The organism is Pseudomonadales bacterium (genome assembly GCA_041395945.1).
GTDB lineage: Bacteria > Pseudomonadota > Gammaproteobacteria > Pseudomonadales > Azotimanducaceae > SZUA-309.
On record JAWKZN010000003.1, the window covers coordinates 427,063 to 452,646 of the forward strand.

Consider the following 25,584-nt stretch of genomic DNA (forward strand, 5'->3'; position numbering starts at 1 on the left):
TCCTGGATAGGAAACCACCCTTGCTCATTTCGACTTGCTGGCGCTATGGTCGGGCTGCAAGGATATTGAGGATCGGGCCATCAATAGATCTGAGAGGCTGCCGCCTAACAAGCTGATGAAGCGGACAGGCTTACCCGTCATTTCTTTTGCTTGCGCAAAAGAATCGCCGGGCGGCGCCCGCCGCTTATCAGGGCGTTAGACGTCAGAAGAAAATGAGCCCAACCATTTTTCGAGAACGCGGCTACCGATTCTTCTTCTTTTCATTGGAAGAATCGAGAATGCACGTTCATATTCGGTCCCAGGATGGCGAAGCGAAGTATTGGCTTGAACCAGATATAGAATTGGCGAAGAATCACCGTCTGTCCAAGATACAGCTTCGTCAGATCGAAGCGATAGTCGAGGCCCATAAAGATGAGCTTGTCGCAGCCTGGCAAAAGTACTTCAGAGATAGCGGTCACTGACATATCCCCCGATGGGCTATGGGTTCTGATTGCAGATGAAGAGCACTTTCTCCCGTTTACCAAGTTTCCCTGGTTCAAGAAAGGCACCGTCGAGCAAATACTCAATGTCATCACTGAGCGACCAGGTGCATATCACTGGCCTGACCTTGATGTAGATCTCGGGATTGATTCGATTCGAAACCCTGAGAAGTATCCCAACGTCGCAAAGACCGACGTCTAACCAGGCAATGAAGCGGACGCTTGACCGCGACCTCCTTTCGCTACCGCTCCAGTCGGCCGCCCTCAAGCGCCGCTTATTGCGGCGTTAGACGTCATGGATACCCGCAAGCGATTGCTAGTGTCTGCCACGACAGCGTTGTTTCTGGTTGGAGTAGTTTTCGCCACGATCGTGATTAGGCCTTCAGCAAGCGAATTCTATATTTTCGAAACAAGGTATATGCGGAGTACATGGCCGGGTGATCGGGATCGCTATGTGATCTGGCCCGGGCCCATCGATTGTTACGATTTCGAGTTTAGTCTAACAACCATCAAGTGCATTGGTCCCGATCGACCAGTTCTGGAGTGGACATTCGATGGGCAAATCACCAGAGAAATCCATGAGCAGTGGCACTGGTTTCCGGGAGTCGAGATGCTGTCATACTCAATACTTGGTGATACGGTGAGGTATGGACCTGGAGCGTAAGTACCCATTCGATGTGCAACGACTGACGTCTAACCAGGAGCTGAAGCGAACGCTTGACTGCAACCTCCTTTCGCTGCCGCTCCAGTCGGCTGCCGTCAAGCGTCGCTTAGCTCGGCGTTAGGCGTCAACATGGAAACTCGCCAATTATTAGAGATTTCGAAAGAAGTTCTTTCCTTGGCCGAAATTGCGAAGGCTGAAGGTCACAATAACATCCAAACCCTGGTGGCTGAGTTCAGATCCGGAAAAAATCGATTCCTCAAAGAAGGTGAGGTGCTGCTCGGTGCGTTTGTAGATGACGAACTAGTGGGAATTGGTGGACTAAACGTTGATCCGTACGAAACTGAGGACATCGTAGCTCGTGTTCGACGACTATACGTTTTACCGGATTTTAGAAGGAGAGGAATAGCAACACGCCTTATGAGACAGATCGAGCGAAAGGCGGCCCAGCATTTTCGAAGAATTCAGCTCTATACAAATTCTGGTTCTGCGAGCCAGTTCTATTCTCGGCTTGGCTATTCAAAGGTGAGTGACAGACGCAAGGTGTCCCATGAAAAGCGACTTGACGCCTAACCAGGAGATGAATCGGACGCTTGACCGCGACCTCCTTTCGCTGCCGCTCCAGTCGGCTGCCGTCAAGCGTCGCTTAGCTCGGCGTTAGACGTCAGAGTCACTCATGACTGAATTTGAATGGGACCCAGCCAAGGAGATGCAGAACATCCGGAAGCACGATGTCTCATTCCATGAGGCGCAATCCGCTTTTGCTGATTCCCTGTCTATGACGATACCTGACCCTGACAACTCTGATGGAGAGCGACGATTCGTCCTGCTGGGTATGACCTCCGAGGGTCGACTGGTCGTAGTTCCTTACACAGAGCGCGGTGATAGAATCCGAATCATCAGCGCAAGGCTCGCAACCAGGCGAGAGATTCTTCAATACGAATCAAAGACATAGCTATGAGAGACGAATACGATTTCAGTAAAGGCGTTCGAGGTAAGTATGCCAAGAAGTACCGTGAAGGCACGAACGTAGTATTGCTAGATCCTGAACTCCGAAAATCCTTTCCGGATGACAAGGCCGTGAATGACGCTCTCAGGGAATTCCTTAAGCAGAAGAAGCAGGCATAGGTTCGAACTGACGTCTAACCAGGAGCTGAAGCGAACGCTTGACTGCAACCTCCTTTCGCTGCCGCTCCAGTCGGCTGCCGTCAAGCGTCGCTTAGCTCGGCGTTAGACGTCAAGGTAGGCCATGGTCAGCGACACAAAACAGATAGAAACAGCGCTTTCAGTAGCCGTGCTGCGGCTGCTGAAGTGGTTCAACCATCTGGAGTTAAACCTTGGGCTCTCGCTTTCGTTCCTAATCAATGAGGCCGCACCGAAAGAGTCGTATGGCGCGATATCGAACATGTCCCTGGAAAAGAAGCTCGATAAATTCATCAAACTTGTGGAGGCTGATGAACGGCTGAACACGGAACGTGTGGATCTGCAGGAGTGGGTCGATCGCACGAACCGTGCACGCTTCGTTAGGAATTCATTCGTTCATGGCTCTTGGGAGATACTACCTTTGCGCAATAACGAACCCATCAGCCTAAGACTCCCTCCGTGGATTTCTGAAGATAAGAGCGAATACAGTAGGCGAGGATTAACAATTCAAAATGTCGAGCAAGCCGCCGATGAAATGGGGCAAGTCTTTGGCCAGTTCATGCATATCAGAAAGCTGCTTGGAGTGTGAAACTGAAGTGCAGATCTGGACCCCAATAGGAATGTGCCGCTTACGTTCGCGTCGGAGGTACAACAGTTGACGTCTAACCAAAAGATGAAGCGAACGCTTGACTGCGACCTCCTTTCGCTGCCGCTCCAGTCGGCCGCCGTCAAGCGTCGCTTATCTAGGCGTTAGACGTCAGTGGTGAATCACCGAATACACGTTTTTGGTGCCTCGGGATCGGGCACAACATCTCTAGGTAGTGAACTCGCGCGCCGAATAGATGGCCTTCACCTCGACACTGATTCTTACTACTGGATGGATACTGATCCGCCCTTCGTTGAGAAAAGAAAATCTATCGAGCGAGTCGAAATGATTGAGCAAGACGTGTGCGGCGTTGAGCGCTGGGTACTTTCGGGATCTCTCTGCAGTTGGGGTGATCCTCTATTGGACCGGTTTACGCTTGCGATCTTTCTGTTCATCGATCCCAGCATTCGAATGGAACGGCTTCGCCTAAGGGAAATCGAGCGGTACGGCGCCCGAATCGAGCCCGGAGGAGACATGTACCATCAACACCTAGAATTTATGGAATGGGCCCTCAGCTACGATACCGCTGCAGCCCCGATTCGCAGCATGGATCTGCATACAAACTGGATAAAACGCCTTCATTGCCCGGTCGTAAAGCTGAATTCAGTGAAACCGATAGAGGAATTGTGTGGTGAGATTCTTGATCCAGCTGACGCCTAACCAGGAGCTGAAGCGAACGCTTGACTGCAACCTCCTTTCGCTGCCGCTCCAGTCGGCTGCCGTCAAGCGTCGCTTAGCTCGGCGTTAGACGTCATGGAATCTACTTTCAATAATGTTTGCTTTTTTGCCCTAAACGTTTGTTCTTGCGCCACTGGTTTAATTCAGCGGCTGACCATGCTTTGATCGAATGATGTACAAGGTCTTGTGTGTTTGTGTTGGCAATATTAGCCGTAGCCCGATGATGCAGGCAGTGCTTCAGCAGCGACTTGGCGCTGCGTTCGTTGTCGAAAGTGCCGGTTTGACTAAGGAGTTAGCAGGTCGCCCAGCCAATTTTCGCTCAGTTGCGTGTATGAAGGAGCGCGGGGTCGATTTGAGTGGTCATATCAGTCGCTGGATCGGAGGCCTTGATGATCTCGATCAATACCGGTGGATAGTTTGTGTGGGCGTTGATGAGGCCGACAAGGTACGTGCCGTCCTGAACGGAGGCAGTGCGAGCGTGATTGTTGCGAATGAAAGAAATGGCGGCATTCCTGACCCCTATGAACTTGGGATGGTTGGCTATCGAAACTGCCTGGCTCTGCTGGACGAGGTGATGCCGCAGGTTGCACAACGCATCAGAGAAGCCTAGTCAACGTTCCTAAACGACCGGAGTTGGCCGATCACGGACAGATGGAGATTGAGAATGACGTCTAACCAGGAGCTGAAGCGAACGCTTGACTGCAACCTCCTTTCGCTGCCGCTCCAGTCGGCTGCCGTCAAGCGTCGCTTAGCTCGGCGTTAGGCGTCGCTAGGATTTCAACGTGAATTGGGATGCCATAGGAGCAGTAGGGGAAATTGTCGGTGCCATTGCTGTCCTTCTAACCCTAGGGTACTTGGCACTTCAGATCCGTCAGAACAATAAAAGTATTCGCTCCAGCATTTATACTTCATGGGTAGATATAGGTTCTTTGGTTCACACCCTACGGGCGGAGTATCCGGAGGTATTTGAGAAAGCGATTTCACCCGGGAGAGAGCCCGAGCTATTAACCAAGCAGGAAGCACAGATTGCTGAGTCGATTTGCGCACACATGTTCAATCTTTTCGAGGCGCACTATCTTCACTACGTAAACGGTACGATAGATGAGCATGTGTTTGATTCAAAAAGAAGGAACATGCGTTGGCGTATGGAATCGCCTTTCGTTCGCCAGACATGGTTCAAAATAGCTGAACATGTATACGATCATCGTTTCATCGATTTCGTCAATCGTGAAGTTTTAGGCAGTGAAGATTCAGAATCTGGATAGCTGTCCAGTTTGTGGAGAGAAAGATGAGTGCAACGCCTAACCAGGCGATGAAGCGGACCTCCCTACCCGTCACTTCTTTTGCTTACGCAAAAGAATCGCCGGCCACGGTCGGCCGCTTATCGCGGCGTTAGGCGCCGCTATGAATTTGATCATCCGGACAGCAGATGCATAGCGTGATTGACGTCAATAGCCGCGCTTACCGAGATGGTGAACTGGCGCATGCGAACGAGATTGAACAATCTAGCAACCCTTACAGAAATTCGGACGAGCGCCTAGCCAAGGAGTGGGATGCTGGTTGGTTGGTACACGCTAGAGCACACCAGAATCTCCACGGCTACGGCAGTAAAACCGATGCTCTAACTAATGTGTCGTGGCGGGCGGACACCGATAGTCGTGCCTATAGGGACGGCCAGCTGGCGCATGCCAATGAACTGGACCGTTCTGAAAATCCCTTCCGAGATTCCGATGAGGAGATGTCGAGACAATGGAATGCTGGGTGGGATGCCCATAGAAAAGTACGAGAGCAGCGGAACCGCGCGATTGGACAAGAATCACTAGATACGAATCCTCTGTGGCATGCGGTTCTGTTTGTAGGGCTCGTAGCGATTTTCTTTCCGTGGTCGCTGCTTCTGCTACTGCTTGTATTTGGTTGGGATGGTACCGTTCAGCTCCTTCGTCAGTTTGTTGTAATGACGCTTGGGATAGCCTTATGGGTATTCTGGATTTTGCTTGCCATTGTTGTATCTATTGTTGTACTCAGTGCAGTTATTGCTCTCGGTGGCGCCTAACAATGGAGATGCAGCGTACGCCAAAAAGCGTCACGCCTTTTGCTTTCGCAAAAGGCCCGCCGCTTCTCGTCGCCGCTGATCTCCGGCGTTAGGCGACAGATGAGCGCTATGGTGGAAAATCAAGAGAGCAGAACCTGGCGACTCCGTGAAACTACTGCCTCTGGTCGCGGCATATTGGTGAATACGAGTCTATCTCTGGTTTCGACCAATCACGGGTCGGCCCGCCGCTGGAGAGACTTCTTGCGACGCCCGGACTTGGAGCGGGCTGGATAGCTTATCAAGGACAAAGTTGCTATCGGTTACTTGCTTTCGGTGTACGTCTTCAGTTTGGAGCATCTGGGACTCACTGCGGAGATCGATGAGTTTTTCGTTCTACCTTTCGGGCGATCATCAAGGGTTGGCTCCGAGTTGCTCGGCGCCGCAGAATCAGAGTTCCGTCCGTATTGGCTGTACGAACGTGTCATTGCAGTTGTCGCGAGCAAACGATGCAGCGCGCAGGTTCTATCGCAGGTCCGGATTTGCAGAGAGATCCGGTTATGATCTACTCGATAAGATGCTGCATGCTGATTAAGCTCCCTATCAAAATGAAGCGTCTGACGCCAACCGAGCTGAAGCGAACGCTTGACTGCAACCTCCTTTCGCTGCCGCTCCAGTCGGCTGCCGTCAAGCGTCGCTTAGCTCGGCGTTAGGCGTCAACGTTGGCCGCTTTCGGATATCTTCTGTTTTTCGCCGCTATAGTGTTTCTGTCGCTAGAGGTGTTTCGTGCAGGAAGAGCATTGCATCGGCCTCCTGGCCAGTTACCTCAGCGACTCTTGATCATTGGGATATGGAGTACCTCGATGGCGGAGACGCTGTGAACTTCTCGATGCGAGAAATTAAGTACTCCTATGTAGTTGACGGAAGGAACTACGTATCGAACGTAGCTTGGCTATGGATTTCCGAGTTGGATCGGCGCTGAGATGGTAGATGGCGCACTCGGGAAGGTGTTCCGAACGCGCCGAACCTCACCGTCCACTATAAACAAAGCCATCCTGCACACGCTGTACTGATAACGGGATTCAGGCGTTATCATGCTTTCAAGATTGTGATTTGGGCAATGCTGTCCTCTTGGGAACTGCCGTTGCGACTGGAGGCTAGTGATGGGATTGACGCTTAGATTTCACATTTGAAGTGCTACAGCTGACGCCTAACCAGGGAGCTGAAGCGAACGCTTGACTGCAACCTCCTTTTCGCTGCCGCTCCAGTCGGCTGCCGTCAAGCGTCGCTTAGCTCGGCGTTAGGCGACAGCGGATGAAAAACAACCGGGAAATGTAGAGATGAGTGCATCGAGAATCGGACACGTTTCCCAAGTACCCCTCGAATCGTGGTCATCAAGGAATATGAGTCCCCCATCAAAACCGAACTGGGTTCCGAGGCACGCATGAAAGTCGACTTGCGAACAGTTGGGGTTTTCGCAATTTGGCGTCAATCGAGTAGTGCTCGAACCCGGGTCCTACTCGGCTCTTCGACATTGGCATGAATCTGGAAGACGAATTTGTGTACGTGTTGCAAGGCGAACTCGTGCTAATCGACGATAATGGCGAACATCCTCTGAGAGAAGGAACTGTTGTGGGTTTTCCGCGGGGTGTTCCCAATGCGCATCACATTACCAATCGGTCCAGCCAATCCGCGACCTATCTGGTGGTAGGATCTCGTTTGTCGGATGCGGATACCGTTCACTACCCGGATGACATATTCAGTTAAAACTAGACTGATTCAGTGCAGAGAACTATGGACTGTCGCCTAACAAAAGATGCAGCGAACGCCAGAAAGCGTCACGCCTTTTGCGTTCGCAAAAGTCCCGCCCACTTCCCGTCGTCGCTGATCTTTGGCGTTAGGCGTCACCGCTATGCGCCCAGTTTTTGTAGGTGGCAGCCCTGGATGCGGTAAAACAACGCTATGTTCGAAGCTCACGCTGAACTCGATGAGAAAGGTGGTAACCGTCCGGTAAACCCATCTAGCGCGATCTGAATCGGGTGCCGAGGATAGTGTCCACCTTAATCGATAGTGCGGACACTAAGATGGCAGGAGTGCGCGGTACGCGTCGCCGTCATAGCTGGCAGAGTTGAAGACCAGAGTTCCTGGATGCCTGTAACGAACCTGGAGCCTTCGGTTGCGCGGATCGCGATGGAGCACGGGCTGAACGCGAACCTGGTACCACAGGTGGCGTCGGCTGGCGGGACCAGGGCAGCGGGCGGTTAAGGACATTGATCCGGATCAACGAGGTTCATCGCCCTGCCGGTGTTACGGCCGACCGGGATCGATGCCGGCAGGCGACATCCGGATCTCGATCCGTCGAGGTGGCACGGACGCTCGATATCCAGTGGCCAGTCGCGGGCGCAGGGATCTGTGCCCAGTGGCTGAGTGAGAGTTGCTGCAGTGATCCGTATCGATGAGATCTGGCTCGCCGTCGAGCCGCTCGACATGCGGCAGGCCCCGACACGGCGCGCTGGCCCGGGTGATCAAGGTTTTTGGTGAGGCGCGTGCGCATCACGCCTACCTGTTCGCGAACCGGCGGGCCAATCGGATGAAGGTGCTCGTGCACGACGGCTTTGGTCTGTGGTTGTGTGCCCGACGGCCTGCATCGCGGCGGCTTCATCTGGGCGGGTGTACGGTCAGAGGCTGCGGTGACGCTGACCGCCGAGCAGTTGCAGGCACTGGTGGTTGGACTGCCCTGGCAGCGACTGGGCGCGGTCGCCATCCGGCTTGCCTGGAGCCGGATATTTTCTCGCAATGGATCCCGTTCGGTTGCCTGTTGTGGGATACTGCCCGCCATGCACTCGGCCGATCCAACTTGCCACCTTGGACGCAGAATCGCTGCGTGCGCTGGCCGCGCAGCTACTTGCCGAAGTGGTCGAGATCCGCCGCGACAACACGCTGAAGCAACTGAAGATCGACCAGCTCACCCACGAGATGGCGATCCTGAAGCGCGCTGGAAGTTCGCTGCACGTAGCGAGCGGTTGAACCCGCCCAGCGTCACCTGTTCGAAGAGACGCTCGAAGCCGATCTGGAAGCCATCCGGTCTAGAACTCGAGGCGTTACAGAGCATCGAACAGCGTACCCCGCTCAAGGGCAAGCCGCGCCGGGCCGCCTTGCCCGCCCATCTGCCCGCACTGAGGTGCGCCACGAGCCGGAGTCGACCCTTTGCGCCTGCGGTTGTGCCATGAAGCGCATCGGCGAGGATATCAGCGAGAAGCTTCGACTATGTGCCGGGCGTGTTCAGCGTCGAGCGACACGTCCGCGGCAAGTGGGTGTGCGGGCGCTGGAGATCCTCGTCCAGGCGCCGGTACCCCCGCACGTGATCGACAAAGGCCTGCCGACGGCGGCCTGCTGGCCCAGGTGCTGGTGGCCAAATACCTGGATCATCAGCCGTTGTACCGACAGGAAGGTATTTTTGGCCGGGCGGGGTGGCGATCCCGCGCTCAACCCTGGCGCACTGGGTGGGTCATGCGGCGTTCAACTGCAGCCGCTGGTGGACGCCTTGCGAGAGCAGATGCGAACGACCCGTTTTTTACACGCTGACGAGGACGCCGGTGGCAATGCTGGTACCCGGCAAGTAAAACCCATCGGGCCTATGTCTGGACCTACGGGACGACGGTCTATGATCCACTGCAGGCCGTGGTCTACGACTTCGCCGAGGGTCGTGCTGGAGCGCACGCCAGGCGCTTCCTCACCGGCTGGCAGGGCAAGCTGGTGTGTGATGACTTCAGGTACAAGGCGCTGTTCGCCGGTGGGGCGTCACAGAAGTGGGATGCCTGGCACATGCCCGGCGCAAGTTCTTCGATCTGTGGACGTACCACCAGAGTCCCGTTGCAGAAGAGGCCTTGCGCTTCTACGCGGCGATCTACGACATAGAACGAAGCCTGCAGGCGCTCGATGTCGATCAGCGCACTCGACTGCGAACACTGAAGACCCGGCCGATCGTGGATACCTTCCACGACTGGCTGGTGCTCGCAGCGCCAGAAGGCGACGGAGGGCACGGCCATCGCCAAAGCCCCTCGACTACAGCCTGAATCGCTGGGGTGCACTCGTCCGGTTCGTCGAGGACGGCAATCTGCCGCCGGACAAAAATCACATCGAGAATCGCATCCGGTCGATCGCCTCGGCCGGTCGAACTGGTTGTTCGCGGGATCTCTGCGCGGTGGGCAACGTGCCGCTGCTGCGATGAGCCTCATCCAGTCAGCAAAGCTTAACGGGCATGACGCCTACGCATACCTTAAGGACGTGCTCGAGCGACTGCCGACGCAGCCGGCGAGCCGGATCGAAGAGTTACTGCCGCACTGCTGGAATCCCGACACCAGCTACGTAGACAAAATCCTTCTAAAGGCAAGATGGGTTCACCGGACGGTTACGAAAGGTGTTCATATTCACACGGACGACTTCTTCGATTTCATCGCTCACAGAATCGATCCGTCCAAACCGGGCTCTCAAGTCCAGAATGAGGCCGTTGTGCGAGCATATTGCTCCATCGGTCACTGCCCTTTGCCGAAGCTGGCTATTCCGTTTTCGTTGATGGAGTAACGGGCCCTGGCTTCATCCGACGATCCTTTCAACTTTTGGATTCCTTCGACTACCTGTTTCATGCAGCGCTGCCAGACACCTTGTCCCGAATTGCCAACCGATCCAGTCAGGCCTCCGCTCGCCCTAGTGTCGCAGAGCGCATGCATCGCCAATTTGAAAAAGCTCTTGAGGATTACCCTGAAAATGTCGTTCGGCGATCAATACACGGCTGAAGCACTTGTTGGCGTTGTGCAGGCGAAACTTCAATCAGGCAGGTGTACGATCAGTGACGCCTGACCAGGAGATGAATCGGACGCTTGACCGCGACCTCCTTTCGCTACCGCTCCAGTCGGCCGCCCTCAAGCGCCGCTTATCTCGGCGTTAGACGTCATGGGAAGGGTGCAGAACATTTGGCACTCGATTTACCCAGTTTGGGCGTTACATCTGCCAAACTATTGGCCGAAGTCGGAATAGAAGACGTTCTATCTTTGCGAGAACATCGGGGCCGTGGGAAGCTTTACGGCATTGCGGATGCAGTTCGGTAAGCGAATAACTATCAACTGGACTATGCTTTGGAATGCGCGTTGTTGGGTATTGACTGGCGTCTACTGAGTGACGAGCGAAAGGCCGAGCTCCGCTCATCAGCGCGTCAAGTTATCGAAGAGCTAGATCGGTTTGTGTAATACCAACAGAAACGGACTGGGGGCCGGGATTATTCGGTGTCACTAGTTTCATTTTTGAACTCCAACAGCGTAAATAGTGTAGTAGATCGGGGAAGCATCAGTCGACGCAAAGGCTCACATTTGAAGTGCAATCGGCGGGAGTATCAGATGACGTCTAACCAGGAGCTGAAGCGAACGCTTGACTGCAACCTCCTTTCGCTGCCGCTCCAGTCGGCTGCCGTCAAGCGTCGCTTAGCTCGGCGTTAGACGTCACTGCAGATGACCCTTCAACAGAAACAGGATTACAGAAGGGCACTGCAATTGATTCAAGAAGCCATCAACGACTGGGACCCATACAAACTTGTCTCAAGCGGCTCACCGACTGACGAATTTCAAGGTGAGGTTGGCTCCATCGTGACCCAGATTCCGGAAAATCCAACTCCCAACTTGATGTGGCTCGGGCCGTCTCGGAAGTATTCACAAACTCCTTCGAGGCAGAGGGGTTCGAGGTGAAAGATTGCCTTGAAATTGGTGCTACGATCTACGAACTGCTTTTGAAAGAAGGCTTCCTCAATGACTCGTACACTTAGCCTTGCATTCAATGCGCTGGAACTGACGTCTAACCAGGCAATGAAGCGGACGCTTGACCGCGACCTCCTTTTTCGCTGCCGCTCCAGTCGGCCGCCCTCAAGCGCCGCTTATCGCGGCGTTAGACGTCAGAAGCAGATGAGCCCCACCATATTCAGAGAGCGTGGATACCGGTTCTTCTTTCACTGGAAGAATCAAGGATGCACGTTCATATTCGATCTCAAGACGGTGAGGCAAAGTATTGGCTTGAACCTCGTATAGAATTGGCAAAGAATTACCGTCTGTCCCAGATACAGCTTCGTCAGATCGAAGCGATAGTCGAGGCGCATAGAGATGAGCTTGTCCGAAGACCTGGAAAAAGTACTTCGGAAATCGTAGTCACTGACATTTCTCCAGATGGGTTGTGGGTACTGATCGTCGACGAGGAGCATTTCCTACCCTTCTCCTAACTTCCCTTGGTTTAAAGAAAGCCACAGTCGAACAAATTCTGAATGTGATCACAGAGGGCCCTGGCGCGTATCCACTGGCCCCGACCTAGATATTGATCTCGCTCGACTCGATTCGGAATCCAGAAAATATCCCAACGTCACCAAGACTGACGTCTAACCAGGAGAAATGAATCGGACGCTTGACCGCGACCTCCTTTCGCTTGCCGCTCCAGTCGGCCGCCGTCAAGCGCCGCTTATCTCGGCGTTAGGCGTCGTGGGAGCCAGCCGTGCAGATCTCGAGCAACTAATGGAACCGAGGACGGGCAACATCGCGCAGCTCATGGCTTGGGCGCAGCTGTTTGCTCCCCCAAGCAACACGATTCCTGCTTCTTCACCGTGCCATGCGCCAGCAACGCGAGCATGTTCATCTGCAACGAAGTTGCTACTCAACATGAAATCGAAATGCCCTCGTCGATGATTGGAGTGGACAGTGTCCTTAGCATCATCAGAGTGAAGAACCTCCGCTCATTGTGGATGCGATATTCCCCAAAATGATCAATGAGGTCCCGTTTACGCGCGCCTTCGTCGATGAGTCTTCGCTCAACTACGCTTCGAACTCAAGTGAGCGAAGTCGATCAGAAGTCCATCGGGTTCAGTTTCGGAGCTACCCGAAGCTCACTCTTGCCGATGCGCTTCAAACTGGTGTACTCAGAGCATGGGAGTTGCCCGAGTGACATGTTCATCTACACAGCAATCGTGCCGTCCGACGCGCTTAGGTTCACATTTGAAGTGCAACGACTGACGCCTAACAAGGGGGCTGAATCGAACGCTTGACTGCAGCCTCCTTTCGCTGTCGCTCCAGTCGGCTGCCGTCAAGCGTCGCTTAGCCCGGCGTTAGGCGTCATTGGATGCCATCCGACGGATTAGGGAATTCTCGACACTCCACAGGTTGAGTGCGATGGTCGAAGGTTTACCGGCATGGGCAGAACATGCAGCACCTTTTGGCTAGCAGCCGCGATCATGATCATTGGTGTTGGTATAGAGAGCTGGTATTCGTGGCGGTTCCTAAGTGCATTGAGATCGCGACATCCAAGCCTTTGGGAACACAGGGTGCCGCAACTGGAGAACCGACTCAGGTCTGTTGAGTGCATGGCCAACAATTCAATATCTCTTGAGGCGCGAATATGCTGAAAGGGGACGGGATGATGAAATCGCTTTTTGCGAAGCACACCGTATGAAGGTCGTCGTTTCGTGGCTGGTAATCGGCTTAGTGGGAGTTGTCGCGTTTTTCTCGACTTGGTTTCTCGTTGGTACTCCGGAGTGAGTACCCTAGAATTCACATTTGAAGTGCAACAGCTGACGCCTAACCAGGAGATGAATCGGACGCTTGACCGCGACCTCCTTCGCTACCGCTCCAGTCGGCCGCCCTCAAGCGCCGCTTATCTCGGCGTTAGACGTCAGCGTTTACCACAGAAGATATTTCACTTTGCTCGCCAGATCTCATACTTTCGATGGAACATCACCCTCTTCATATACCTAGCACTAGTTCCGGAATGGCGGATGTGATTCCACTTTCAACGATCTGCTCAGCTCGATTGAGCCGGATCCAAGGGTATGGGCGCAAGTCTCCAGTCTCCCGCCGTGTTGGAAAAGATCGAACCAGGGGAATCTAGCAGGAGCGATCCCAGCCCCCATTCTCCGATTCGAGATGCTGTTCTTGCGCTCCGTCTTCGTTCGGCGCTATCTTCGCCATTCAACATCCGTCGCTTCGCCTCTATATGAATCGTGTTGAAAGGCTGACGTCTAACCATCAGATGAAGCGAACGCCAAATGCGTCACGCCTTTTGCATGCGCAAAAGTCGCGCCGCATTTCGTCGTCGCGCTTATCTTTGGCGTTAGACGTCAGGTGCTAGTCGTTGCCTTCTATCTAGTATTCGCCGCTGGTCTTGCGCTGGCGGGACCGACCTCCTGCTGCGTTGCAGACGAGCATGCCCTGCAAATTTCTCTACACGAGCTCGTCGCGAGCGGTGAAAGTACAATGAACGGCTTGTGAGGGTGGAGGGTGTTATCAACTGGAATTCGAGGGAAACGCCATCTACCTTGATCGGGAGAGCTATGAAAATCAGAGTAGTATGAATCGATTGGCAATTGACCTATCAGAATCACTGCTGGTAAACGGATATCAGAGAGTAAAGGCATGTGGGCCGAAAACTAGTGGGAACTTACCAGCAATATGATCGACAGACTGCGGATTGTTCATTCGACTCTGGCGTCGACGAAGAGTGTGTCTATGTTGGCATGAGTGCTTCAGGAGTGTTGCTCGAGGTTGAGTATGTCGATGTTCTATGCCCTGGCGTTTAGGTTCACATTTGAGACAACGACTGACGCCTAACAAGGAGATGAATCGGACGCTTGACCGCGACCTCCTTTCGCTGCCGCTCCAGTCGGCCGCCGTCAAGCGCCGCTTATCTCGGCGTTAGGCGTCTGCGCACTTACCGATATTCGTAGTTGCCGTCATTGGTATAGGCATCGCGCATCAAGCCTTTGCCAGGGGGGAGTGCGGGCGCGTTGAAAGAGATCTAGTATGCAAAGACACGGAATGTAGATCTCATCAAATATGGATCGACGTCTACGTGAGCGGGTCGGGTGTGTCTCTTGAACCAATGGGCTCGAGTTCCTCTCCGACGGTCCTCGAAGCGTGTGATTTCTCTAAAGAGCATTTTGTAAACGTTTTACTTTCCCGGTGGCCAAATTGACCGAGAAACTCCAGACGCAGCTGGAAAGCCTCACGGGGTATCTGAGGGCTCGTGACGTGAGATTCGGAGTATCGATCTATGGAAGAGAGGGAGCCAACATGATGCAAAGGTTCGCGTCTGTTTTGCAGCTAAGCAGGAGGCGAAAATGGCGTTTGGGTTCACATATGAAGTGCAACAGCTGACGCGCCTAACCAGGAGATGAAGCGGACGCTTGACCGCGACCTCGCTTTCGCTTTGCCGCTCCAGTCGGCCGCCCTCAAGTGCCGCTTATCTCGGCGTTAGACGTCAGAGAATCACTTCCAATGGAATTTGAATGGGACATAACCAAGGCTAATCAGAATATTGAAAAACACGGGGTAACCTTTAAGAAGGAGCCGTGTTCGATGATGACTTCTCCTTGACGGTATCTGATCCAGATCATTCTGCAGAGGAGAACCGTTTCTTGATTTTCGGACTTAGCAAGCAGCAAAATCACCTGGTCGTATCATTCACCGATCGGGGTGATAGAATTCGAATCATCTCCGCACGGCGGATGTCCCGCCGAGAGATACAAGCTTATGGAGTAATGACAAAGACACTTTGAGACCCGAATACGATTCAGATCTCATAAGAACTGGTGTTCGCGGCAAGTATGTATCGAAATATCGAGAGGGAACAAACGTTGTTCTCATCGATCCGGATCTTCACAAAGCTGTTCCCCGATTCCAGAGGCGGTCAATCGTGCTCTTCGCGAGTACGCGAATCAGAAAGGCAAGCTGCTGACGTCTAACCAGGAGCTGAAGCGAACGCTTGACCGCGACCTCCTCTTCGCTACCGCTCCAGTCGGCCGCCCCTCAAGCGCCGCTTATCTCGGCGTTAGACGTCATGATTGGAATCACCAATCCTTGAAGAAAAAGATCGTTCTAAATGGAATTGTTGTCGGGGAGTATGAGTCCACGGGTATTCCAAGATGATGACATTCAATCAGTTAGAAGGTATCTGAAAGACCGTAACCTTTGGAAACAGATATCCAGGAATGACCAGATGTTTGGGCATGCAAACTCATTTGCCGAAACGGCGATCAGCATATACAAGAAACATTTGGTGAGAGATCTCCATTCTATGGCCCTGCGGCTACACCATTTGTGGTGAATTCCTCATTCGCAGCTGAACTCTATATAAAAAAACTCTCCATGACCTGGAGGGGCATTCAGTTCGCGGGCATAAGCTAACTGACCTCTATGCCAAACTGTCACCGGAACATAAAAGGTTTGATTGACGAGTCTGCTTTGGCCGTGCGCCAACATTTTAGTGACGATGTTCCTGATTTGACCGCCAGCATTGCGATGCTGAATGAAGCATTCGAACGAAGTGGCGTTACATTTATGAAAAGGACAGACTCGAAATACACATTCCAACAGTTCGGTTTGTTTTACATACTTTGCATGAGGCGATTTCGAGGGCTCGCGAGAACGCCGCTTGAATACATATTGAAGGCACAGCGACTGACGTCTAACAAAAGATGCAGCGAACGCCAAGGGAGCGTCATGCTTTTGCTTGCGCAAAAATCCCCTCTCCCTGTCGTCGCTGATCTTTGGCGTTAGACGTCACCGCATGCGCTGTACGATCATTGGAGTGCTTTCGCTATCCGCACTCTTCCTTTGCAGGTACATCGGAGGCGTGCTCTTGCGTACCGAGACCAACTGTAGAGGAGCAGTATGATGAGTACTCCGAAGTTTTCTTCTGGGTGTTGTTACTAGAGCATTCCCAATTGACGAAGAACCGAGGATTGGGGAGCCTGCCAGCTTCCAGGGTGCTGACGAAAGTCGTGGAGGTATACAAAGGGGACTCCCCGGGAGAGATATCCGACTGGCTATGCCAATCTATAACGGTCCCAACGATCTATCCTGGGAGGCTGTGGCCCCGAGTTCGAGATTGGCCATTTTTACATTGTGTGTTTTAGAAAGCTCGATCTTGCTATTGATCCTACGGATGAAATATCACCAGCGGATCATCGACATCGATACCCTCGGCCGAGATTTGAATCTTGTTCCCGCACTGTTTGGCCGGTGACTGATGATGTGCTCAATTATTTGCGCGCCAAAGAGGAGGTAACGAAGTGACGTCTAACCAGGAGCTGAAGCGAACGCTTGACTGCAACCTCCTTTCGCTGCCGCTCCAGTCGGCTGCCGTCAAGCGTCGCTTAGCTCGGCGTTAGACGTCAGCGTTCACTACAGAAGAAATTTCACTTTGTTCGCGAGTAATCACTACCTTCTGATGGAAGATCAGCTTCCTTCGTCCCGGTGCTGGCTTCGAATATCGCGGGTTATTTCACTTTCAGCGAGTTGTTCAGCTCGATTGAGCCTGATCCAAGGTGGCAGGCGCAAGTCTCAGTTCCCCACCGCGTTGGAAAAGGGGGATCCAGGAATCTAACCAGAGCCTTCCATGCTTGCCTTCTCCGATTGAAGGCACCCTCCTTGCGCTCAGTCTTCGTTCGGGGCTATCTTCGCCATTCAATATCCGTCGCTTCGCCTCCATATGAATCGTGTTGAAAGGCCGACGTCTAACCATCAGATGAAGCGAAGCGCCAAAATGCGTCACGCCTTTTGCATGCGCAAAAGTCGCGCCGCATTTCGTCGTCGCTTATCTTTGGCGTTAGGGCGTCGCGGCTCAACGAACCAGCCAGCTGTCTCATGGATCACAACACCGAGCATTACCCGTGACGGCATTGCTGCGATTGGTATCTTCTGGGGGCTTGCATCTCAACTGATGCTTTTCGTTTCTCGGACTGAGATGTTGCCGGACATGTTGATCTTTTTCAGTTCGCTGGTCGCCGTGGTGCTAACATTACCTTTCTACACACTTACAACAGTGGGTACTCCCACTTTTCATATCTGGTTCTCTATGGTATTGCCGGAGCTACGTGGATAGCGATTTACATGATCGTGCTAACAATCGCCTTTGAGGGATGGAGATGGCGGAGCCATGACGTTGATGATGGTGGCTTACCTTGGAGCCGGCGTGACGATACCCTTCCTAGCGGCAATTGCTCTCGGTGCTATTGGTAGGCTTCTACGTCCGAGGAAACAGATGTGACGCCTAACAAGGCGATGAATCGGACCTCCTAACTGTCATCTTTTTCTGCTTGCGAAAAGCCGCCAGGTCGGTCGGCCGCTTATCGCGGCGTTAGACGTCAGTAAGAGATGATCACTTTCAGTCGCATAGAGAAAATGACCAAGTTGCTCCCAGGAACTGAGGGTGAGCACATCATATGGAACACCGGCTATTAAAGTCGGGAAGCGTCTGATGCTGCGGATGCACCGACAAAGAGGATGCAATTGTCCTGCTGATCAACACCGTTGAGGAGCAGCAGGAACTGATTCTTAAGACACGTCGTTCTATATCACCGATCACTACAAGGGGTACCCAGCAGTATTGATTCGTCCTACGGTCGAAGAACGTAAGTTTAAAGACCTCCTGGAGTTGGCGTGGCGTAGAATTGCGAGAAAATCCAGATCTTGTTGAATATGACAGCCGAGTCTAGAGGACTGGACGTCTAACCAGGAGCTGAAGCGGCACGCTTGACTGCAACCTCCTTTCGCTGCCGCTCCAGTCGGCTGCAGTCAAGCGTCGCTTAGCTCGGCGTTAGGCGGCTCATGCGCGGCACCTGGTACTTCCTCAGGTTTAGAACCGTTCGAAATCTGCTGTGGTGGCTGGCGCTGGGCCTATCACCCATCGGGATGGTCTACTCGCAGCCGCCTAACGCGGATCAGGTACGTGTAGTGAAATCCGAAGCACGCATGTATCTGCTGAGAGACGGAGAAGCCTTTCGGTCTTACCGAGTAGCATTCGGCGCGAATCCAACGGGTCACAAGCAGAGGGAGGGCGACGAACGTACACCAGAGGGGTGGTACGTTTTAGACTACAAGAAGGCCGACAGCGCCTTCTACAAGGCCATCCACATATCGTATCCCAATGAAGCAGACCGCGACCGAGCCACTCACCAAGGTCATGATCCTGGTGGAGCGATCATGATTCATGGTCAACGGAACGGCCTCGGCTGGCTTGCCTGGCTAACGCAGAAGTTCAACTGGACAGATGGCTGTATTGCAGTTACGAATGCCGAGATGGATGAAATTTGGAACTTGGTCGAACCCGGAACGCCAATTGAGATCGTACCGTAGCGTCATGGAGAGCAATGCACCGGGGATTCGCCGCCTAACAATGGCGATGCAGCTGACGCCGAAAAGCTTCACACAAATTGCTTCCGCAATTTGTGCGCCCCTTTCCGGCGCAGCTGATCGCCGGCGTTAGGCGTCATCGATGAGAACCGAATGGCATTCAGAAGAAACATACAAAGGGCTAATCCAGCTTTCGCAGACCGGCCTTAAGTTTGGGGCTCTTGTAAATGGTGGTGCGTCCATCGCGCTATTAGCCTTAATCGGAGACGTGGTAGGACGAGGGGTATCCGTACCGTCGTTGAAAGTACCGATGGTTCTTTTCATTGTGGGAATTGCGTTGTCGGGATTCGCCCACGTCACGGCATACGTAACTCAACTACGCCTCTACAACGAATCGGCATTGGGAGCGAAAGAATCGGGTCTTGGGCATCACGTGATTTGGCTTTGGATTTCACTATTCCTGGTCGTCTGTTCCATTGTGCTTTTCATGATTGGCGCATACTGCGGAACGACGATTCTCACTGGAATACAAAGTGATGCCTAGGAATGTATTTGCAGTACAGCGATTGACGCCTAACCAGGAGCTGAAGCGAACGCTTGACTGCAACCTCCTTTCGCTGCCGCTCCAGTCGGTTGCCGTCAAGCGCCGCTTAGCTCGGCGTTAGACGTCACGGTAAGTTGTTCGATATTCCTGACGATGCGGTATTTGGAGTTTCAGCGAATGGCAGTCTTGTAGAACATCACCACCTGAGGAAGCAGAGTATGACCATGCTATTGGGTATCATCGCGACTTCCCTCACGCTTGTTGTTGCGATCTATTCGGCCGTACAAGACAGGCTGCCGATGCGATACAAGGCAATGATCATTATCGCGTCTGTAGCTACGATGGCTCAGAGCGTACGAGCAGTATCCGAACAACATACATTTGAGAAGCAGGTGCTCGGTGGTGATAGTTATGTGTATTTGACTTTCGAAGACCTTGATGAATCTTCATCCAAGTTCATTATGAGGCAAGATGGTGAGGAGTATCCCGTCTATGACGTGTACGTTGAGATATACGATGTTCGAAAATTTACCGGGATGCGTACTAGAGACCCTAGAGAATTCGCGAAGCGTATGCAGTACGTACAGCGTAGTGTGTTTGGTCCAGAAACGGTAACGAGTGTTCTAAACAATTTTCACCCTTCAGATTGCTATGGCTATTGGTTGGCAGTCACGCAGCAGCGTAACGGCCCGGTAATGAGCTTGATCAATGCTCGAAAGCTGCGAAACAAGTGGGAATCTTCCACACGTGTCTTTTCTATGGATGATGAGCAGTCCTTGATTAGAGAGTATCCCAGCCAAGGCTGGGATACGCAGAGCGCATGGCCAACAGTGAGTTTGCAAGGAGGTGGAATCAATTTTAGAACACCAGAACAAAGTTGCGTCGATGAATAGGTTGGCTAGCAACCTGACGTCGTGTTGTTTAAATTCAAAAGTCGCCCAACGAAAAAAAGGATTAGCGGTGACGTCTAACCAGGAGCTGAAGCGAACGCTTGACTGCAGCCTCCTTTCGCTGCCGCTCCAGTCGGCTGCCGTCAAGCGTCGCTTAGCTCGGCGTTAGACGTCATGCAGCCAGTCGAGCACCATTGAATCATGCCTGAGATAGTCACCTCGATTTCCCTTTGGGATCTGCTGAAACATACCGCAGCATGGATTCGAAACCTAAGTAGAGCTTCGGACAAACGAAAGGCGGAGTCCATCGCGGCGGTTCGAGAGGTTGTCCAGGCTTCAAGAAGTACGGCTGTGTACATGAGAGAACTTCAAAACAACGGAAAGCGTAACTACGGAGCAGAAAACCAGCTCTCCATGATATGGACAAATCTGAGCTTTAGGCTGACCGATCTGGGGTTAGACACACTGGCAAAGAAATGCGACATCAAGGGCAGGCATTGGGCCGATCCTGAGCAGTTCGACTCAGATTTCCTAGAGAATGCTGATGTGAAATTGGAAACGATGGAGCGGACAGCCTTGTTGATCCTCCAACAACTGAAAAGATGAGTGTTGAAACATGACGCTTAGGATCCAATTCGAAGTGTTAGGACTGACGTCTAACCAGGAGATGAATCGGACGCTTGACCGCGACCTCCTTTCGCTGCCGCTCCAGTCGGCCGCCGTCAAGCGCCGCTTATCTCGGCGTTAGGCGTCACGCACCATGTCCACCCTCCGTACCCTGCCAGCGCTCCTCTCGATCCTCCTTTCTGGATACGCACTATCAGGCACCGACGTCTCAGAAACCTTCCCGAACACGTTTTGGCTCGAGATCGCTGAAACAGCCCAAGCCTCACTCACTAAGCTTTCCGGAATTCATGCAGAGCCACCGAATTTCCATGGCTTTGAAATGCTAGGTACCGGCACCATGGAGAAGCCCGTTGAAGTCGCACGCCTGGTATCACTGCTTCACAACGAGATCGCAAACCCACTGCCAGGTATCAGTCTGTGCTTCATTCCAAGACATGCTGTAACGATTAAAGCCGCAGGATCTACCTTCGACTTTCTTATCTGTTATGAATGTAGCAACATCCGTGTGATGAAGGACTCGCATGAGATCTACTTCGGCACGATCAACGGCAGCTCGAAGCGGGTTGTCGATCTCTTGTTCGCTGCCTATGTCTCATCGTAAAGTCGGGGTCGCTTAGATACACAATTGAAGTGCAACAGAGAGGATAGAAGGTAGGTGAGCCGACTGACGCCTAACAAGGAGATGAATCGGACGCTTGACCGCGACCTCCTTTCGCTACCGCTCCAGTCGGCCGCCCTCAAGCGCCGCTTATCTCGGCGTTAGACGTCATCATCGCGAAGATTAACAGTGCAGGAGATATGCCGTGACCTTCTGGAGAATTTGGGCTGCATTACTTGGATCGTCTCTGATGGTCGGTGAGCTTGTTCGCAGTTGGGGCCAAGGAAGAAACCTACTCTTCGTTTTGGATGACTTTTTCATTGGTGTGCCATTGTTGCTAACGGCATATCTGATGGGCCGGCCAAGTGTGGCAAGGCGCTGTGCTTTCTCTGCAGCATTTGCAGCAGCTGCAGGTATGCTCTATGGAAGCTTTTTCGGGAAGTTGGTTGATCTAAGCAATCCAGCGTCTAGCAATATTGAGATTAAGCTCCTTACCACGTTAATCGGAGTGGCATTTGTTTCGTCGTTGCTAGGACTCTTTGCCAGTATCAATTCGGCTGTGAGGTCGACTGATTGAGGAGTTTAGAAGATGACGTCTAACCAGGAGCTGAAGCGAACGTTTGACTGCAACCTCCTTTCGCTGCCGCTCCAGTCGGTTGCCGTCAAGCGTCGCTTAGCTCGGCGTTAGGCGTCATGGGTAGCCCCAGCCACGGCCCCGGATGTTATACGGTTGAAAGCCACCCGCAGGATTGTCCCTATTGCGGTGCGCAAGTTCACTACTGGAGTTGCAATCACGGCAGTAAGGTTTTCTTTGAAACTGATCGGCGTGGTAATCATCTGTGTCGTGGGTGGTACGATGGCATGACGACGTTGACTGACCGAATGAAACGCCACTACAAAACCAACGTCCTCCCTGACCATCAATCGACCTATGTTTGCGTGCTCTGCGAAGCTGCTAGAGAGTACAGCGGTGCCCGGGATCGGTTCTTTTCCTTGACCAGTTTGCTTTTTCACCTTGAGCAAGAACATCTTGCAGATTTGGATACAATTCTCGATTCAGTTCCTAGTGACTGGAAACGGTTCAAGAGATGACGTCTAGAATTACGTTTGAAGTGCAACAGCTGACGCCTAACCAGGAGATGAATCGGACGCTTGACCGCGACCTCCTTTCGCTGCCGCTCCAGTCGGCCGCCGTCAAGCGCCGCTTATCTCGGCGTTAGACGTCATTAGCTATGCCGCGAGCAGACCGAACCGATCAGGAGCTTAGATGTGTATCTGAACACCTCCTGTACGAGTACCAGATGCTCAACGCCGTAACAAGGGCGATGGCTTCTGGGATGACTGCCCCAGACTGGATCAGGAATGCATTGCTGGAATCGTTTGTGGTGCATCTGAGGGGCCTGATTGATTTTCTGTTCAACGATTCACCGCGAGGTGACGACGTCGTGGCGCACGATTTTTTTACTACCGCTGATACTTGGTTATCGGTTCGTCCCGACTTTTCAGCAAACCTTCAAGCGGCGAAAAAGAGAGCCGGCAAAGAGATCGCACATCTGACCTATGCTCGGCTTGCAGTAACACCAGAGACTAAGCCCTGGAACTTTGTTTCAATATCGGACGAGGTTAATGCAGCTATGAATGCATTCCTGAGCAATGTCTCCCCGATTAAGCTTTCAGACGGCTGGAAGCACCAGGCGAATGAGAAGTGATTGCGGCGCTTTGGTTCACAATTGAAATGCAATCGAAACGGGGTATCGAAGTGACGTCTAACCAGGCAATGAAACGGACGCTTGACCGCGACCTCCTTTCGCTGCCGCTCCAGTCGGCCGCCCTCAAGCGCCGCTTATTGCGGCGTTAGGCGTCATGAGCGAGATCATTACGCCAACAGTCGTTTCCGATCTTATCAAGATCGGGATTCCCTCTATCATCGCTATCGCCACAGCCGCTTTCGCCTATCGTCGCGATATCAAGTTAGGCGAAGCAAGTCGCTCCCACGACTTGAGAACTCGACTGGTGGACCGCGATCTTGAATCCATCGATCAAATCGTCGAAACGATGTCTAAGTATTTTGAGTTATGGTTCGAAGTGCTGAAAAAGCAGGGGACTAAAATAGAGGAGCGGGATGGGACAGACTGGACATCCGTCTATGATGCGTGGAACAAACTTAATCTTCACGCGGGTGCGCGATCTGAGGTTGTCGCTCGCTTACACATTCTCGACAACAAAGCAGCCCTTGATGTGATTTCAACTTCACGCCAAACCTACGAGGAACACGCCAAAATCATCCAGAATAGGATGGCTATGAGCCATCAAGATCTTCAAGAGCTCGGTAGTCGTATTGGAGGCGAGCGAAACGATTTCTATCGGGCAATGCGGAAGTCTAGAATTCAGGTGATTGGTGGTAGAGGAGATGACGCTTAGATTCGCGTTTGAAATGCAACACGAGGTATAGGGAGAAAGTGAACCAACTGACGCCTAACCAGGAGATGAATCGGACGCTTGACTGCGACCTCCTTTCGCTGCCGCTTCAGTCGGCCGCCGTCAAGCGCCGCTTATCTCGGCGTTAGACGTCATGAGGACATATTCGGGGAGCTGCCACTGTGGGAAGATCAAGTTTCGCGTTGAAGCTGAAATTGATCACGTTCGATCTTGTGATTGCTCGATCTGCAGTAAACGCGGTGCCCTTAATTTTAGAGTGCCCCGAGAAGCGCTCGTGCTCCTCTCTTCCTGGGAGGACCTTGCTCTTTATCAGTGGGGTTCCGGCACTGCCAGAGATTATTTTTGTCCAACCTGTGGAATCCTTCCTTTCCGACGTCCTAGCGATCCCACAGGAGCTGAGCTTGACCAGGGTATAGAGCGATTCGATGGTTGGGCGATAAACGTGCGCTGTCTCGAAGGGATAGACATAGATGGATTGCCAGTGAAGAAGGTTTATGGAAGCACTATCTCAATTGACGTCTAACCAGGAGCTGAAGCGAACGCTTGACTGCAACCTCCTTTCGCTGCCGCTCCAGTCGGCTGCCGTCAAGCGTCGCTTAGCTCGGCGTTAGACGTCACTCAGAATCACGAAAATCCGGAAAGCTAATGTTTGACCACGTTGTATTCGGAGTGAGCGATTATGAAAGAAGCAAGGCGTTCTTCCTGAAGGCGCTCGAGCCGCTTGGCGTAGCTATTGTTCAGGAAGGGCCGCACGGCATCGAGATTAGCTCCGATGGTAAGACGTCACTGTGCATGTTCCAAACCGACGAGAAGCCAGCGCATCTCCACTTGGCGTTTACAGCCGAAAATCGCCAGCAAGTCGATGCATTCCATTGCGCAGCTTTGGCTGCGGGCGGCATGGACAATGGTGCTCCTGGTCTTCGCGTGCAGTACCACGCAAACTACTATGCGGCTTTCGTCACCGATCCGGATGGACATAACGTTGAGGTGGTTTGTCATAAAACTGAAGCGAAATAGTCTGTTGACGTTTAGATTCACATTTGAAGCGGAACAACTGACGTCTAACCAGGAGATGAATCGGACGCTTGACCGCGACCTCCTTTCGCTATCGCTCCAGTCGGCCGCCCTCAAGCGCCGCTTATCTCGGCGTTAGGCGTCATGCGCAAAGCACTACCGATATTCGTAGTTGCCGTCATTGGTATAGGCATCGCGCATCAAGCCTTTGCCAGGGAGTGCGGGCGCGTTGAAAGAGATCTAGTATGCAAAGACACGGAATGTAGATCTCATCAAATATGGATCGACGTCTACGTGAGCGGGTCTGGTGTGTCTCTTGAACCAATGGGCTCGAGTTCCTCTCCGACGGTCCTCGAAGCGTGTGATTTCTCTAAAGAGCATTTTGTAAACGTTTTACTCCCGGGTGGCCAAATTGACCGAGAAACTCAGACGCAGCTGGAAAGCCTCACGGGGTATCTGAGGGCTCGTGACGTGAGATTCGGAGTATCGATCTATGAAGAGGAGCCAACATGATGCAAAGGTTCGCGTCTGTTTTGCAGCTAAGCAGGAGGCGAAAATGGCGTTTGGGTTCACATATGAAGTGCAACAGCTGACGCCTAACCAGGAGATGAAGCGGACGCTTGACCGCGACCTCCTTTCGCTGCCGCTCCAGTCGGCCGCCCTCAAGTGCCGCTTATCT

General features: G+C 52.8%; 20 protein-coding genes and 1 pseudogene. All 21 read left to right on the top strand.

What is annotated here, in order from left to right; genetic code table 11:
- The first annotated feature begins 212 nt into the window (after positions 1-212).
- The gene (locus R3E82_23205) at positions 213-461 is read left to right on the top strand and encodes a DUF4160 domain-containing protein (GenBank protein ID MEZ5553804.1); all 249 of its coding nucleotides are present in this window, start codon (positions 213-215) and stop codon (positions 459-461) included.
- 811 nt (positions 462-1,272) lie between these two features.
- Positions 1,273-1,713, top strand: a complete 441-nt coding sequence (locus R3E82_23210; GenBank protein MEZ5553805.1) for a GNAT family N-acetyltransferase — start codon at positions 1,273-1,275, stop codon at positions 1,711-1,713.
- Positions 1,714-1,816: 103 nt separating this feature from the next.
- On the top strand, positions 1,817-2,095 hold the full coding sequence (locus R3E82_23215) for a BrnT family toxin (protein MEZ5553806.1): 279 nt from the start codon (positions 1,817-1,819) through the stop codon (positions 2,093-2,095).
- Between the two features lie 294 nt (positions 2,096-2,389).
- Positions 2,390-2,872, top strand: coding sequence for a hypothetical protein (locus R3E82_23220; GenBank protein ID MEZ5553807.1), 483 nt, complete (start codon positions 2,390-2,392; stop codon positions 2,870-2,872).
- Positions 2,873-3,046: 174 nt separating this feature from the next.
- On the top strand, positions 3,047-3,589 hold the full coding sequence (locus R3E82_23225; GenBank protein ID MEZ5553808.1) for a hypothetical protein: 543 nt from the start codon (positions 3,047-3,049) through the stop codon (positions 3,587-3,589).
- A gap of 187 nt (positions 3,590-3,776) precedes the next feature.
- On the top strand, positions 3,777-4,217 hold the full coding sequence (locus tag R3E82_23230) for a low molecular weight phosphatase family protein (GenBank protein MEZ5553809.1): 441 nt from the start codon (positions 3,777-3,779) through the stop codon (positions 4,215-4,217).
- A gap of 172 nt (positions 4,218-4,389) precedes the next feature.
- Complete coding sequence (locus R3E82_23235; GenBank protein ID MEZ5553810.1) at positions 4,390-4,872, top strand: hypothetical protein; 483 nt, start codon at positions 4,390-4,392, stop codon at positions 4,870-4,872.
- Positions 4,873-5,045: 173 nt separating this feature from the next.
- Entirely contained in the window at positions 5,046-5,660 is a 615-nt protein-coding gene (locus R3E82_23240; protein MEZ5553811.1) for a hypothetical protein, read from the top strand.
- A 2,431-nt stretch (positions 5,661-8,091) separates the two neighbouring features.
- A complete protein-coding gene (tnpB, locus tag R3E82_23245) occupies positions 8,092-8,580 on the top strand; it encodes an IS66 family insertion sequence element accessory protein TnpB (protein ID MEZ5553812.1) in 489 nt (162 codons plus the stop codon).
- Positions 8,502-9,986 (top strand): annotated as a pseudogene (locus R3E82_23250) (IS66 family transposase). The gene tnpB and the pseudogene R3E82_23250 overlap by 79 nt, the downstream one beginning before the upstream one ends.
- A gap of 1,663 nt (positions 9,987-11,649) precedes the next feature.
- Positions 11,650-11,898, top strand: a complete 249-nt coding sequence (locus tag R3E82_23255; GenBank protein ID MEZ5553813.1) for a DUF4160 domain-containing protein — start codon at positions 11,650-11,652, stop codon at positions 11,896-11,898.
- 6,370 nt (positions 11,899-18,268) lie between these two features.
- Entirely contained in the window at positions 18,269-18,796 is a 528-nt protein-coding gene (locus R3E82_23260) for a L,D-transpeptidase family protein (protein ID MEZ5553814.1), read from the top strand.
- Between the two features lie 139 nt (positions 18,797-18,935).
- Positions 18,936-19,337: a hypothetical protein gene (locus tag R3E82_23265; GenBank protein MEZ5553815.1), complete on the top strand. Its 402-nt coding sequence runs from the start codon at positions 18,936-18,938 to the stop codon at positions 19,335-19,337.
- Positions 19,338-19,555: 218 nt separating this feature from the next.
- A complete protein-coding gene (locus R3E82_23270) occupies positions 19,556-20,230 on the top strand; it encodes a hypothetical protein (GenBank protein ID MEZ5553816.1) in 675 nt (224 codons plus the stop codon).
- 198 nt (positions 20,231-20,428) lie between these two features.
- Positions 20,429-20,833 carry a hypothetical protein gene (locus tag R3E82_23275; protein MEZ5553817.1) on the top strand — a complete coding sequence of 135 codons (405 nt, stop codon included), beginning with the start codon at positions 20,429-20,431 and terminating at the stop codon, positions 20,831-20,833.
- Positions 20,834-20,987: 154 nt separating this feature from the next.
- On the top strand, positions 20,988-21,455 hold the full coding sequence (locus R3E82_23280; protein MEZ5553818.1) for a hypothetical protein: 468 nt from the start codon (positions 20,988-20,990) through the stop codon (positions 21,453-21,455).
- A 202-nt stretch (positions 21,456-21,657) separates the two neighbouring features.
- A complete protein-coding gene (locus tag R3E82_23285) occupies positions 21,658-22,029 on the top strand; it encodes a hypothetical protein (protein ID MEZ5553819.1) in 372 nt (123 codons plus the stop codon).
- A 724-nt stretch (positions 22,030-22,753) separates the two neighbouring features.
- A complete protein-coding gene (locus tag R3E82_23290; protein MEZ5553820.1) occupies positions 22,754-23,161 on the top strand; it encodes a hypothetical protein in 408 nt (135 codons plus the stop codon).
- A gap of 154 nt (positions 23,162-23,315) precedes the next feature.
- The gene (locus R3E82_23295) at positions 23,316-23,873 is read left to right on the top strand and encodes a hypothetical protein (GenBank protein ID MEZ5553821.1); all 558 of its coding nucleotides are present in this window, start codon (positions 23,316-23,318) and stop codon (positions 23,871-23,873) included.
- 663 nt (positions 23,874-24,536) lie between these two features.
- Positions 24,537-24,908: a VOC family protein gene (locus R3E82_23300; protein ID MEZ5553822.1), complete on the top strand. Its 372-nt coding sequence runs from the start codon at positions 24,537-24,539 to the stop codon at positions 24,906-24,908.
- Between the two features lie 490 nt (positions 24,909-25,398).
- Positions 25,399-25,584, top strand: a 186-nt coding sequence (locus R3E82_23305; GenBank protein ID MEZ5553823.1) for a hypothetical protein, incomplete at its 3' end; no start/stop codon positions are given.

What these genes read in the sequence shown, in the direction of transcription:
- R3E82_23205 (MEZ5553804.1), top strand. Translation starts at nt 213, where the DNA reads ATGAGCCCAACCATTTTTCGAGAACGCGGCTACCGATTCTTCTTCTTT.
- R3E82_23210 (MEZ5553805.1), top strand. Translation starts at nt 1,273, where the DNA reads ATGGAAACTCGCCAATTATTAGAGATTTCGAAAGAAGTTCTTTCCTTG.
- R3E82_23215 (MEZ5553806.1), top strand. Translation starts at nt 1,817, where the DNA reads ATGACTGAATTTGAATGGGACCCAGCCAAGGAGATGCAGAACATCCGG.
- R3E82_23220 (MEZ5553807.1), top strand. Translation starts at nt 2,390, where the DNA reads ATGGTCAGCGACACAAAACAGATAGAAACAGCGCTTTCAGTAGCCGTG.
- R3E82_23230 (MEZ5553809.1), top strand. Translation starts at nt 3,777, where the DNA reads ATGATGTACAAGGTCTTGTGTGTTTGTGTTGGCAATATTAGCCGTAGC.
- tnpB (MEZ5553812.1), top strand. Translation starts at nt 8,092, where the DNA reads ATGAGATCTGGCTCGCCGTCGAGCCGCTCGACATGCGGCAGGCCCCGA.
- R3E82_23255 (MEZ5553813.1), top strand. Translation starts at nt 11,650, where the DNA reads ATGCACGTTCATATTCGATCTCAAGACGGTGAGGCAAAGTATTGGCTT.
- R3E82_23260 (MEZ5553814.1), top strand. Translation starts at nt 18,269, where the DNA reads ATGCGCGGCACCTGGTACTTCCTCAGGTTTAGAACCGTTCGAAATCTG.
- R3E82_23265 (MEZ5553815.1), top strand. Translation starts at nt 18,936, where the DNA reads ATGAGAACCGAATGGCATTCAGAAGAAACATACAAAGGGCTAATCCAG.
- R3E82_23270 (MEZ5553816.1), top strand. Translation starts at nt 19,556, where the DNA reads ATGACCATGCTATTGGGTATCATCGCGACTTCCCTCACGCTTGTTGTT.
- R3E82_23275 (MEZ5553817.1), top strand. Translation starts at nt 20,429, where the DNA reads ATGCCTGAGATAGTCACCTCGATTTCCCTTTGGGATCTGCTGAAACAT.
- R3E82_23280 (MEZ5553818.1), top strand. Translation starts at nt 20,988, where the DNA reads ATGTCCACCCTCCGTACCCTGCCAGCGCTCCTCTCGATCCTCCTTTCT.
- R3E82_23290 (MEZ5553820.1), top strand. Translation starts at nt 22,754, where the DNA reads ATGCTCAACGCCGTAACAAGGGCGATGGCTTCTGGGATGACTGCCCCA.
- R3E82_23295 (MEZ5553821.1), top strand. Translation starts at nt 23,316, where the DNA reads ATGAGCGAGATCATTACGCCAACAGTCGTTTCCGATCTTATCAAGATC.
- R3E82_23300 (MEZ5553822.1), top strand. Translation starts at nt 24,537, where the DNA reads ATGTTTGACCACGTTGTATTCGGAGTGAGCGATTATGAAAGAAGCAAG.